11 protein-coding genes are annotated in these 12,448 nt (G+C 68.3%); 9 read left to right on the top strand and 2 right to left on the bottom strand.

Annotated elements, in window-relative coordinates; genetic code table 11:
* The first annotated feature begins 39 nt into the window (after positions 1-39).
* The 4 genes from ACSHWB_RS14610 to ACSHWB_RS14625 all read left to right on the top strand — a co-directional run bounded on the left by ACSHWB_RS14610 (position 40) and on the right by ACSHWB_RS14625 (position 3,444).
* Positions 40-1,401, top strand: a complete 1,362-nt coding sequence (locus tag ACSHWB_RS14610; protein WP_439662566.1) for a hypothetical protein — start codon at positions 40-42, stop codon at positions 1,399-1,401.
* Positions 1,398-2,279 carry a glycosyltransferase gene (locus tag ACSHWB_RS14615; RefSeq protein WP_439662567.1) on the top strand — a complete coding sequence of 294 codons (882 nt, stop codon included), beginning with the start codon at positions 1,398-1,400 and terminating at the stop codon, positions 2,277-2,279. The genes ACSHWB_RS14610 and ACSHWB_RS14615 overlap by 4 nt, the downstream gene beginning before the upstream one ends.
* A gap of 105 nt (positions 2,280-2,384) precedes the next feature.
* Entirely contained in the window at positions 2,385-3,077 is a 693-nt protein-coding gene (locus ACSHWB_RS14620) for a glycosyltransferase family 2 protein (RefSeq protein WP_439662568.1), read from the top strand.
* A gap of 1 nt (position 3,078) precedes the next feature.
* Complete coding sequence (locus ACSHWB_RS14625) at positions 3,079-3,444, top strand: DUF2304 domain-containing protein (RefSeq protein WP_439662569.1); 366 nt, start codon at positions 3,079-3,081, stop codon at positions 3,442-3,444.
* Positions 3,445-3,486: 42 nt separating this feature from the next.
* Here the strand turns inward: ACSHWB_RS14625 and ACSHWB_RS14630 are convergent, their stop codons facing one another.
* On the bottom strand, positions 3,487-4,377 hold the full coding sequence (locus ACSHWB_RS14630; RefSeq protein WP_439662570.1) for a glycosyltransferase: 891 nt from the start codon (positions 4,375-4,377) through the stop codon (positions 3,487-3,489).
* Positions 4,378-4,479: 102 nt separating this feature from the next.
* Here ACSHWB_RS14630 and ACSHWB_RS14635 point away from each other — a divergent pair, with 102 nt between their 5' ends.
* From ACSHWB_RS14635 to rfbB, 3 genes are all read left to right on the top strand, one after another.
* Positions 4,480-5,088, top strand: a complete 609-nt coding sequence (locus ACSHWB_RS14635) for a dTDP-4-dehydrorhamnose 3,5-epimerase family protein (RefSeq protein WP_439662571.1) — start codon at positions 4,480-4,482, stop codon at positions 5,086-5,088.
* 80 nt (positions 5,089-5,168) lie between these two features.
* On the top strand, positions 5,169-6,050 hold the full coding sequence (gene rfbA, locus ACSHWB_RS14640) for a glucose-1-phosphate thymidylyltransferase RfbA (RefSeq protein WP_439662572.1): 882 nt from the start codon (positions 5,169-5,171) through the stop codon (positions 6,048-6,050).
* 44 nt (positions 6,051-6,094) lie between these two features.
* Positions 6,095-7,081 (top strand): dTDP-glucose 4,6-dehydratase, encoded by a 987-nt coding sequence (gene rfbB / locus ACSHWB_RS14645; protein WP_439662573.1) that lies wholly within the window; start codon positions 6,095-6,097, stop codon positions 7,079-7,081.
* 70 nt (positions 7,082-7,151) lie between these two features.
* Here the strand turns inward: rfbB and ACSHWB_RS14650 are convergent, their stop codons facing one another.
* A complete protein-coding gene (locus ACSHWB_RS14650; RefSeq protein WP_439662574.1) occupies positions 7,152-9,137 on the bottom strand; it encodes a DUF6541 family protein in 1,986 nt (661 codons plus the stop codon).
* A 191-nt stretch (positions 9,138-9,328) separates the two neighbouring features.
* On the opposite strand from ACSHWB_RS14650, the gene glf reads away from it, so the two are divergent.
* Together glf and ACSHWB_RS14660 are read left to right on the top strand one after the other, a co-directional pair.
* Positions 9,329-10,516, top strand: a complete 1,188-nt coding sequence (glf, locus tag ACSHWB_RS14655; protein ID WP_439662575.1) for a UDP-galactopyranose mutase — start codon at positions 9,329-9,331, stop codon at positions 10,514-10,516.
* Between the two features lie 6 nt (positions 10,517-10,522).
* Complete coding sequence (locus ACSHWB_RS14660) at positions 10,523-12,394, top strand: glycosyltransferase (protein ID WP_439662576.1); 1,872 nt, start codon at positions 10,523-10,525, stop codon at positions 12,392-12,394.
* The last annotated feature ends 54 nt before the right edge of the window (positions 12,395-12,448 follow it).

Genomic DNA, 12,448 nt, shown 5'->3' on the forward strand with positions numbered 1-12,448 from the left:
CGATCCGGCCGCGACCACGTTGATCGACAGGCTTGGAGCATGAACCTCTTCCGTTTCTTGCGCGGACCGATGCCGTTGATGGGCGTCGGACTCGCGCTGGTCGTCCTGTCCGGCGCCGGGTTCATCGGCCTGATCGCCCGGTCCGAGGTCGACGGCTCCGGTGTCGCCGCGCTCTCCAGCCTCTACTTCCTGGTCAACACGATCGCGCTCGGCGTCTTCAGCGGCGTGGAGCAGGAGATGTCGCGCTCGGTGAGCCAGGAGCGCGCGCTCGGCAGGCCCGCCGCACCGGTGGCCCACTTCGTGGCCAGGCAGGGCGCCCGGCTGCTGGTGCCCGCCACCGTCGTCCTGCTGGCGATCTCGCCGGTGCTGGTCGCGGGACCGCTGCAGGGGCGCTGGGAACTCGTCGCCCTGCTCTTCGTGAGCCTGGTCTCCGCATGGGCCGCCGCCTCCGTCCGCGGCGCCCTCGCGGGCAGCCAGCGGTTCGGCTTCTACTCCGCGACGCTCGCAGCCGAGGGCCTGTCCCGGCTGGTGCCGTGCGTCGTGCTGTGGCTCGCGGGGACCGGTTCGGCGTGGGTCTTCGGGCTGGTCTTCGTCCTCGGCCAGTTCTTCGCGGCACTGCTCGGCGTGGTGCTGCTGTGGCTGAGCGGTCAGCGCGACTGGCGTGCCCCGTCGCCGGCCGTCGCGCCCCGGATCGAGGGTGCGGGCACGATGCGGTTCGGGGTCTCGTCCGCCCTGGCGCTCGTGGTCGTGGCGAACCTGACCAACCAGGCCATCGTGAACCTGCCGCCGGTGATGCTCGCGTGGCGGCCGGAGGCGAGCACCCTGCTGGTCACGGTGATCGCGGGCGCCGTCACGCTGACCCGGCTGCCGATGTTCGCCTTCGTCCCGCTGCAGACGATGCTGCTGCCGCGGCTGACGAGCGGAGCGGCGCAGGGCGACCTGCTCGGGGTGCGCAGGCAGACCCTCAAGACGGTCGCCGCGTGCGTCGTGCTCGGGGTGCTCGGCATCGTGGTCCTCGGGACCGCGGGGCAGTGGCTGCTCGGTCTCTACCTCGGCCCCGGCGTGGACCTGGCCGCCGTGAACCTGTCCGCGGCGGCACTGGCCGGTCTCGGTGTCGGCACCCTGTTCCTCATGACCTCCAACGTCACGCAGCCCGCGTTGCTGGCGCTGGGCAGGCACCGGATGGTGCTCGTGTCCTACCTGACCGGCGCGGCCGCCATGGTGCTGGCGTTCCTACTGCCCGTCGAACCGATCACCTCCGCGGTCCTGACGACGTCGGCCGGCCCCGTCGCCCTCGTGCTCGTCATGGCCGTCGTCCTCGTGCGCGTGACCGGCCGCGCCCAGCCGCCCGCGGCCGGTGCGCCGACGCTCGTCGAACCCAGGGAGCGAACCACCCGATGACCGACAAGATCACGGCGATCGCGACGGCCTACCACCCCGACCAGCGGCTGCTGGCCGTCGTCGAGGCCGCGCGGGCGTCCTGCACCGAGGTGCTGGTGGTGGACAACACACCGGGCGGCGCGGAACTGCTCAGCGGTGACCTCCCGGAAGGCGTGCGGGTCCTCCGCCCCGCGGGCAACCTCGGACTCGCCGGCGCGCTCAACCTGGGCATCAGGGAGATGTCGCCCGGTTCCGAGGCCGTGCTGCTGCTCGACCAGGACTCGGTGCTCTCCGGTGAGGTGGTCGGCCTGCTGGTGGCGCACCTGGACGACCCGACCATCGGTGCAGCCGCCCCCGCTCCGTGGGACGCCGTGCGCGAGTCCTACATCGACCCGCGCACGAGGCTGCGGCCGGAGGTCGCCGACCTCGACGCGGTGATCACCTCGGGCATGGTCGTGCGGCGCTCGCTGCTCGACGAGCTGGGCGGGTTCCGCGAGGACTTCTTCGTGGACTGCGTCGACCAGGACTTCTGCCTGAAGCTGCGGCGGACCGGGATGCGGATCGTGCAGGACAAGCGGGTCAAGCTCCCGCACTCGCTCGGCGAGGTCCGCGAGCACCGGTTCCTGATCGGGCACGTCCGGGTCACCCACCACCCGAAGTGGCGGCTGTACTGGGTGATCCGCAACGGCGTGCTGCTGGTGAAGGAGAACCTGCGCCGGTCACCGGTGTGGTGCCTGACGTCCGTTCTGATCATGGTCCGCTGGGCACTGCTGACGGCGCTGTACGAGAAGCCGCGCGGCGCCCGGCTGCGCGCGATGTGGCACGGCCTGCGCGACGGGGTGAAGGGCCGGACCAGCGCCGACTACCTACCGGCCGGCAGTGCGCTCACGGGATCCTGAGCAGGCGAGCACCGAACACGAATGGCTCAAGCGCTGCACTAGACTGGCAGCGCACTTTCCGAGATTTCGCATCGCGACAGAACATGGCGTCCTTGGAGGACCCTGGTGGCTGAATGGTCCGACGTCTGGCTGGTCGTTCCCGTGTACAACGAGGCCGAGGTCATCGCGGACGTCGTGCGGAACGCCAGGCAGACGTTTCCGAACATCGTCTGCGTCGACGACGGCAGCGCTGACGCGTCCGCCGAGCAGATCCAGCTGGCAGGCGCCCACCTCGTGCGCCACCCGGTGAACCTGGGCCAGGGCGCGGCCCTGCAGACCGGCGTCAGCTACGCCAAGGCGCAGCCGGGGGCGAAGTACTTCGCCACCTTCGACGCGGACGGTCAGCACCAGGTCGACGACGTGGCGCGGATGCTCAAGCGCCTGCAGACCGAAGACCTGGACATCATCGTCGGCACCCGGTTCCTCGCCGGCGCCGACACGAGCCACATCCCGTGGATCAAGCGGTTCGTGCTGAAGACCGTGGTGATGCTCAGCCCGCGCACGCGGCGGCTGGGCCTGACCGACGCGCACAACGGGCTGCGGGTGTTCAACCGCACGGTCGCGGAGAAGCTGAACATCACCAGCAACGGCATGGGCCACGCCTCGGAGTTCGTCGAGCTGATCGACCACCACAAGTGGAAGGTCAGCGAGGAGCACGTGACGATCCTCTACACCGAGTACTCGATGGCCAAGGGGCAGTCGCTCATCAACGGCGTGAACATCGTCTTCGATGGCGTCATGAGGGGTTCGAGGCACTGACATGTTGATCCAGATCCTGCTCATCGTCTCCGTCGTGGCGCTGCTGTTCCTCTTCCTGCGCCACCACGGCAAGAGCAAGACCGCGGCCGGTGTCAAGATCGGCTTCTCGGTCTTCATGCTGTTCGGTGTGCTCGCCGTGCTGCTGCCGGGCGAGGTCACCGCGGTCGCCAACTTCCTCGGCGTCGGCCGCGGCACCGACCTGCTGCTCTACGGCATGATCGTCGCGTTCGGGTTCGCCACCATCAACACGTTCCTGCGCTTCAAGGAGCTGGAGCTGCGCTACGCCAAGCTGGTGCGCGCGGTGGCCATCCAGAACAGCAAGGCCCCGAACGAAGAGGTCAAGCCCACCGACACGTCGGTGGTCTGAACGTCGTCGTCCCTGGTCGGCTGACCAGGGACGATCGCACCGTCAGTTCGTGCCGAACGCGTGCTTGGCCAGTGCGCGGACCACGTCGCCCTGCCCGCCCCGCACCGCCGTCGGAAGCAGGGTCAGCGCGTGCAGCCGGGACGAGGAGTGGTTGCGCGCGGCCCGTTCGGCGCGGTGCCAGCCCTTGGCCTTCATCCGGTCGGCCGTCGACAGGAACAGCTCGCGCTCCTCGGTGAAGCGGTCGCCGTCCAGCGCCATCTTCGACGAGACGCTCTCGAGGTGGCGGCGGTACTGGAAGCAGACGGTGCTCTCGATGAGCATCTGCTCGCCCCGCTCGATCAGCTCCAGCTCGAGCGCGAGGTCCTGGGTGGTGCGCAGGTCGGCGCGGAAGCCGACCGACTTGATCGCCTCGGTGCGCCAGGCGATCGACGGGAAGTACAGCCAGTTGCCGCGCAGCAGGCTCGCCGCGAGCTCCTCGCCGCCCATCACGCGCCGGTCGGTCACCTTCGGCGCGTACAGGCGCTTCTTGACCTCGTCGGCCAGCGCCTTGACCGGCCGGCCGTGCTCGTCGATGACGTCGACGCCGGGCTGGATCATGCCGACGCCGGGGTGCTCCCGGTGTGCCGCGAGCACGGTGCCGACGTAGTTGGGCAGCAGCAGGTCGTCCGCGCCGAGCATCGACATGAGCTCGTGCTCCGCGAGGTCGAGGCACCGGGTGAAGTTCCCGGTGATGCCCAGGTTGCGCTCGTTGCGGAAGTAGCGGATCCGGTCGTCGGCGAGCGACTCGAACCATTCGGGCACGCCGGGGTTCGCCGTGTCGTCGACGACCGTCAGTCGCCAGCCGGCCTCGGTCTGCGACCGCACGCTCTGCACGGCGGCCTGCATGAGCGCGACGTCGCCGTAGTACGGCAGCATGATGTCGATCATCGTCATGGCGCTGGGGATCTCCTCGTCGGCGTGTGGCCATGATGCCCTACCTGGCTCAGCCGACTCCGTGAGGATGGGCCCGGGCTCACGCGGCTATCCTCTGCGATCGTGCAAATTCGTGAGCTGACCATCGCCGGAGCGTACGAGTTCGTACCGCGGACCTTCGGCGACAACCGCGGCATGTTCGCCAGCCCGTATCAGGAGCAGGCGCTGATCGAGGCGACCGGCCGTTCGATGCGCGTCGCGCAGAGCAACCACTCGATCTCGGCCAAGGGCTCCATCCGCGGCGTGCACTTCGCCGACGTGCCTCCGAGCCAGGCGAAGTACATCTACTGCCCGCGCGGCTCCCTGCTCGACGTCGTGGTCGACATCCGGGTGGGCTCGCCGACGTTCGGGCAGTGGGACGCCGTCCGGCTCGACTCGACCGAGTGCCGCGCGCTGTTCGTGTCCGAGGGACTCGGGCACTCGTTCGTCGCACTCGAGGACGACACCGTCATGAGCTACCTGTGCGGCGAGGCGTACAACCCGAGCGCGGAGCACGGCGTCAACCCGCTCGACGCGGCGCTCGACCTGCCCTGGCCCACTGATCTTGAGCAGGTGCTTTCCGAGAAGGACCTCGCCGCCCCGACCCTCGCCGAGGCCGAAGCGGCCGGTATCCTCCCCCGGTACGAGGACTGTCTCGCCTACTACGAGAAGCTCCGCGCCAACAGCGCGTGATGACGCGCCGCCGGACTGCTTTCCGGGTACGCGCTCGACGAGTGCACTGATCTCCAACCAGATGGGAAGAACGCGCGAAGATGAGAGGGATCATTCTCGCCGGCGGTAGTGGCACCCGGCTGCACCCGATCACACAGGCCGTGTCCAAGCAGTTGCTGCCGGTCTACGACAAGCCGATGGTGTACTACCCGTTGTCGGTGCTGATGCTCGCGGGCATCCGGGAAATCTTGATCATCTCGACGCCGGCCGACCTGCCGAACTTCCAGCGCCTGTTCGGCGACGGTTCGCAGTTCGGCATCCGGCTGGAGTACGCGGAGCAGGCCCAGCCGAACGGGCTGGCGGAGGCGTTCGTCATCGGTGCCGACTTCATCGGCGACCAGGACGTCGCGCTCGTGCTCGGCGACAACATCTTCCACGGCCAGGGCTTCGCGAAGGTGCTGCAGCAGCACGCGAACTCGATCGACGGCTGTGTGCTGTTCGGGTACCCGGTCAAGGACCCGGAGCGCTACGGCGTCGGCGAGGTGGACGCGCAGGGCCAGCTGGTCTCCATCGAGGAGAAGCCGGCACTGCCGAAGTCCAACAAGGCCATCACCGGTCTCTACTTCTACGACAACCAGGTCGTGGAGATCGCTCGCGGACTCGAGCCGTCGGCTCGCGGCGAGCTGGAGATCACCGACGTCAACATGGTCTACCTCAAGCAGGGCAACGCGAAGCTGGTCGACCTCGGGCGCGGGTTCGCCTGGCTGGACACCGGCACGCACGACTCGATGCTCGAGGCCGGCCAGTACGTCCAGGTGCTCGAGCACCGGCAGGGTGTCCGGGTCGCCTGTCTCGAGGAGATCGCACTGCGGATGGGCTTCATCGACGCCGACGCGTGCTACGCCCTCGGCGAGAAGCTCGCCAAGTCCGGGTACGGCCAGTACGTGATGGAGGTCGCCCGTTCTTCGGGCGCCACCAGGTGAACAAGTCGACGAACGATCGACCGACGGGTGCGAAGAGGAGCACGATGCGGGTTCTGGTAACTGGTGGCGCGGGATTCATCGGATCCCACTACGTGCGGCAGCTCGTCGGAGGCGCCTACCCGGCGTTCGCCGACGCCGAGGTCGTCGTGCTGGACAAGCTGACCTACGCGGGCAACGAGGCCAACCTCGCACCGGTGGCCGACAGCCCCCGGCTGCAGTTCGTCCGCGGCGACATCTGCGACGTGGACGTCGTCGGCAAGCTGATGGCCGGCACCGACGTGGTGGTGCACTTCGCCGCCGAGTCGCACGTGGACCGGTCCATCTCCGGTGCCGCCGAGTTCGTGGTGACCAACGTGCTCGGCACCCAGACGCTGCTGCAGGCCGCGCTGGAGGCGAACGTCGGCAAGTTCGTCCACATCTCCACGGACGAGGTGTACGGCTCGATCGAGACCGGCTCCTGGACCGAGGAGCAGCCGCTGGAGCCGAACTCGCCGTACTCGTCGGCCAAGGCCAGCTCCGACCTGATCGCGCGGTCCTACCACCGCACGTACGGCATGCCGGTGTGCATCACGCGCTGCTCGAACAACTACGGCGAGTACCAGTTCCCCGAGAAGGTCATCCCGCTGTTCGTGTCGAACCTGATGGACGGCAAGAAGGTGCCGCTCTACGGCGACGGCCTGAACATCCGCGACTGGCTGCACGTCGACGACCACTGCAACGGCATCCAGCTCGTCGTCGAGGGTGGCCGCGCGGGTGAGGTCTACAACATCGGTGGCGGCACCGAGCTCACGAACCACGAGCTGACCGGTCTGCTGCTCGACGCGATGGGCGCCGACTGGTCCTCCGTGGAGCGGGTCACCGACCGCAAGGGTCACGACCGCCGCTACTCGGTCGACATCACCAAGATCTCCACCGAGCTCGGCTACGCCCCGCGCGTGCCGTTCGAGGAGGGCCTGGCCCGCACCGTCGCCTGGTACCGGGACAACCGCAGCTGGTGGGAGCCGCTCAAGGCTCGCGCCGCGCTGGCCTGACAGTCCACCTGTTTCAACGCGAAAGGCACGGCCGTCCACTGGACGGCCGTGCCTTTCGCGTTGAACACGACTAGCGGCTCGGGGACGCGGCCGTTCCGCACCGGTCGAGCTTGTAGAGCTTCACCGGGCCCCTGGAGGCGACCAGCTCGAACGCGCCGGGCGTGGCGGGGTCCGCGATGCCGGGGTAGAGCTTGATGCGCCCGTCCGTGCTCACCCAGAACGTCTTGGTCGCGACCAGCATGTAGTGCACACCGAGCCGATCCGCGGCCGCGCACACCTTGGGATCGGTCGCCGCCTCGGCGAGGTGCTGCGCGAGGTACGTCTGCTCGTCGCTCCACTTGGTGTCGGCGTGGCGGAACAGCGCCTTGCGACGGATGTCGGCGAGCATGATCGCGGAGCCGTCCCACGGGTTGTTGGCCACGACCGCGTCGGAGGGCAGCACCTTCTCGAGCTCGTCCAGGAACGCGAGCTCGTTCTGGTCGACCAGCACGCCTTCCTCCGGGTCGGCCTCCATGTAGCTGGATCGCAGCGTGGTGATGTTCGCGCCGGTGTAGTAGCCGTTGCTCAACGGCAGCAGCGCCAGCATCACGATGATCGCCAGTGCCGTGGGCGTGCGCAGCAGCGCCGGGCCCTTGGCCAGCAGCGCAACGCGTTCCCCGATCGTCTTCGCGATCACCAGCACCGCGATGACCGCGAGCGGCACGCCGACGATCGGCCCCATGGCCGCGAGGCGGAACGAGTCGTTGTACCAGACACCGGTGAACTTCCTGGTCCCCTCGGTGTTGACCGACGCGGAGAGCGTGTAGAGGAACGTCACGACGGCGAAGGCCACGATCAGCCAGCGGTGCTCCCTCATCCGCCACGCGACCACCAGGCCGATGATGACGAGGATCGACAGCGCCCACAGGCCCGGCCTGCCGTTCGGCGCGTTCAGCAGTGCCTCGCCGACGGCCCTGGGCGGGGTCTCGAACGGCGGCCAGTACATCTCGCGCACGGCCTTGAACGTGCTCGCGCGGGACACGAAGACCCAGATGCCGAACAACACCGCGAGCGTGCCGCCGACCAGTGTGACGCCCTGCCACTTCCGGCCGTCGCCGTAGAGCGTGCGGCCGCGGCGGACCACGGCGATCAGGAACGGCAGGACCGCCAGCAGCGCGAGACTGAACAGTGCGTTCGGGTGCGAGAAGGCGGTGCCCACGAGCACCAGTGCCGCCATCGCCAGCGACCGCCGGCGACCGAGGATGTCCTCCTTGGAGAGCCCGGTCGCGGCCAGCACGGCACCGAGGCCCGCGGGGACGAGCGCGAGACCGAGCACGTTCGGCCACAGCACGCCGAAGCCGAGCAGGCCCCACGGCAGCGCGGTGAACGCGACGGCCAGCACGGGCGTGATGGCGATGGCCGCCGTGTTCCTGCCCACGAGCTGGCGGATCAGCAGCAGCATGCTCATCGGCCAGACCAGCGACGCGATGGCCCAGGCCACCACGTTCGCGGCCACCGCGATGTTCGCGCCGGTGCTCAGCACGACCAGGGAGGTCACGCCGTGCCAGCCGGAGGGGTAGAAGCCGGGGGTGGTCAGCGGGTTGCCGAGCGTGCTCATGGTGAGCGACGAGGCGGAGCCGGACTCGAGGACGTAGTTGATCGCGCTGTAGTGGAAGATCGCGTCGAAGGTCTGGTTGAGCTGGTCAGGCGTCTTCATGCCCCTGATCACCACGTACGCGCCGATCAGCACCGCGGGGACCATGCCGGCGGCGGCGACCCACTGGGTGCGGACCGGGTCGTTGCGGCGGGCCGGCGCGATCCGGCGGAACAGCAGTGACAGCACGACCGCGATCACGCACACGGCCGCGGAGACGCCGAGGACCAGCGGCACCGACCACTTCACGCCGATCTTCTGAGCCACGATCGCGGTGGCGGCGATCAACGAGACGCTGAGCGTGGGCCCGATGCCCCACGCTCCCAGCCCGCGCAGACCCAGCGCGTACGCCAGCGCGACGCCGGGGCCGATCAACCAGCCCACAGCCGCGAGCGCGGCAGGCAATGCCTCGAACCAACTCATCGTCCTGCTACCTCACAGTGAAGGTGAATCGCCTGCCCCAGGATGGCGCACCATTGATGTAACGCGCACAGCCGCGGGCGCGTTGCCTCAGCAGCGACGCGGAGTCTACGGTCAGCTGGTCGTGGGCCTGCGTTTCACCCGCCGGGGGGTGGTTGGCAGCACACGTACGGGGCGGCGTTACCCTCGTTGGCGTGAGCTTCGCAGGTTATGACCTGATTGTCGTCGGTTCCGGATTCTTCGGCCTCACGGTTGCCGAGCGCACCGCGTCCCAGCTGAACAAGCGGGTGCTGGTGCTGGAGCGCCGTGACCACATTGGTGGCAACGCCTACTCGGAGCAGGAACCTCAGACCGGTATCGAGGTGCACCGTTACGGTGCGCATCTCTTCCACACCTCGAACAAGCGGGTCTGGGACTACTGCAACCAGTTCACCGAGTTCACCAGCTATCAGCACCGCGTGTTCGCGATGTACGACGGCCAGGCGTACCAGTTCCCGATGGGGCTGGGACTCATCTCCCAGTTCGTCGGCCGCTACATGTCCCCTGAGGACGCGAAGAAGTGGGTCGCCGAGCAGGCGTCCGAGATCGACACCAAGGACGCGAAGAACCTCGAGGAGAAGGCGATCTCGCTGGTCGGCCGTCCCCTCTACGAAGCGTTCATCAAGGCTTACACCGCGAAGCAGTGGCAGACCGACCCGAAGGAGCTGCCCGCGGCGGTCATCAGCCGCCTGCCGGTGCGCTACAACTTCGACAACCGCTACTTCAACGACACCTTCGAGGGCCTGCCGGTCGACGGCTACACCGCGTGGCTCGAGAAGATGGCGGACCACCCGAACATCGACGTGAAGCTGTCCACGGACTTCTTCGACGTGCGTGACGAGATCCCCGCCGGCACCCCTGTCGTCTACACCGGTCCGGTCGACCGGTACTTCGACTACTCGGAGGGCTGGCTCGGCTGGCGTACGCTCGACTTCGAGCAGGAAGTGCTGCCGATCGGCGACTTCCAGGGCACCCCGGTCATGAACTACAACGATGCGGACGTGCCGTACACGCGCATCCACGAGTTCCGCCACTTCCACCCGGAGCGCGAGTACCCGACCGACAAGACGGTTATTGTTCGGGAGTTCTCCCGCGCCGCGGAGAAGGACGACGAGCCGTACTACCCGATCAACACGGCCGAGGACCGCGTCAAGCTGGAGCGTTACCGCGAGCTCGCCAAGCGGGAGGCCGCGGAGCGCAACGTGCTGTTCGGCGGGCGTCTCGGCACGTACAAGTACCTGGACATGCACATGGCGATCGGTTCTGCGCTGAGCGTGTTCGACAACAAGATCGCTCCGCACCTGGCGTCCGGTCAGGCGCTGGACGGGTCGCTGGAGGACTGAATCGCAATGCCGGGCAAGTCAAAGCTCGTGGAGCACGCGGCTCCGGAGAAGCTGCTGACGCAGCGCGGCCTGTTCGCGGGGCCCTCGCAGATCGTCTCTGAGGATCTGTACGCCGAGGTGAAGCGGGGGATCGCGGAACGCGAGCGTCACCGCATGGTGGTCCACCCGAACGCCACCGTCACGATGAACACCTACTTCGGCCGCTTCCCCGCGTCGTACTGGCAGCGGTGGTGCGTGAGCCCCGAGGTGGAGCTCGAGCTCGAGGTGACCGGCTCCGGCCAGGTCACGCTCGTCGCCTCGGACTCCGAGGGTGAGACCCGCACGGTCGCCGCGGAGAAGGTCGCCGGCGCGAAGGCGCAGACGGTGCGTCTCTCCGCGAAGATCGACAAGTTCACCGACGGCGGTGGCCTGTGGTTCGACGTGATCACCGCGGACGACTCGCTCGCGGTCGAGAAGGTCCGCTGGACCGTCGCGCCGCCGAAGACGGTGCGGCCGACCGCTGTCGTCATCTGCACGTTCAACCGCGTTGACGACTGCCTGAACACGATGGCCGCCCTCGCGTCCGACTCGGAGCCGCTGAAGCTGGTCGACACGGTCTACGTCGTCGACCAGGGCACGGACGCGGTCGAGTCGCGGGAGCGGTTCGCCGAGGTCTCGGCGGCGCTCGGGTCCAAGCTGCGCTACATCCGCCAGCCGAACCTCGGTGGTGCCGGCGGCTTCACGCGCGGCCTCTACGAGGTCACCGAGATCGACCACGCGGAGCACGCCAACGTCCTGTTCATGGACGACGACGTGCTGTGCGAGCCGGAGATCGTCATCAGGCTCACCGCGTTCGCGAACCGCACGACGCAGCCGACGATCGTCGGCGGTCAGATGCTCTACCTGCTGCACCCGAACTTCCTGCACGTCGGTGCCGAGTTCGCGAACCTCGACACCCTCTCGCCCGGCCAGGTCGTGGAAGGCGCGCTGTTCAACGCCGACCTCACCGGCTACGACGAGGAGACGGGCAAGCGCAACGTCCAGGACAAGCGCGTCGACGCCGGCTACAACGGCTGGTGGTCGTGCCTCATCCCGTCGGAGATCGTGAAGGCGGTCGGCTACCCGCTGCCGCTGTTCTTCCAGTGGGACGACATCGAGTACGGCTACCGCGCGCGTGCTCAGGGTTTCCCCACCGTGTCGCTGCCGGGCGCCGGTGTGTGGCACGCGGACTTCCACTGGAAGGACTGGGACGACTGGCACAGGTACTTCAACCTGCGCAACGCCCTGATCACCTCCGCGCTGCACAGCCCGTTCCACCCGAAGATGATCGTGCGCAGCATGGCCAAGCAGTTCGCCACGTACATCCTGGGCATGCAGTACGGCCTCGCCGCCACCCAGCTCAAGGCGATCGAAGACTTCCTCAAGGGCCCGGACTTCCTGGCCGACGGCGGTGTGCAGGCGGCGGCGGACATCCGCAAGCTGCGCGCCGAGTTCCCGGAGACCGTGCGGCACTCGGCGTCGGAGATCCCCGGTGTCCGGCAGGGCAGCCTGCCGATGATCACCGCGGCGCCGACGCCGAAGCTGATCGCGCCGGTGTTCGTCAAGCGCCTCGTGAACCAGCTGCTCGGCAAGTCGGTGCACGAGGTGGGCGCTGTTCCCGCCGGTGACTCGGCGTGGTGGCACGTCTCGCTGTTCAACACGGCGGTCGTGACCGACGCGTCGCAGGAAGGCGTGCGGGTGCGCAAGCGGGACAAGGAGCTCGCGGTCCGCCTGTCCAAGCAGGGCGCGAAGGTCTTCCGCGAGCTGTACCGCTCGGCCCCCGAGGTCCAGCGGTCCTACCGGGACGCGATGGGGCAGCTCACCAGTCGCGACACCTGGTCGCGGTTGTACGACCTCTGACCCACACAACGCTTTGCGCGGGCGGTCCGGATCTTCCGGGCCGCCCGCACTACT

Source organism: Lentzea sp. HUAS TT2 (assembly GCF_051853195.1).
Lineage (GTDB): Bacteria > Actinomycetota > Actinomycetes > Mycobacteriales > Pseudonocardiaceae > Lentzea.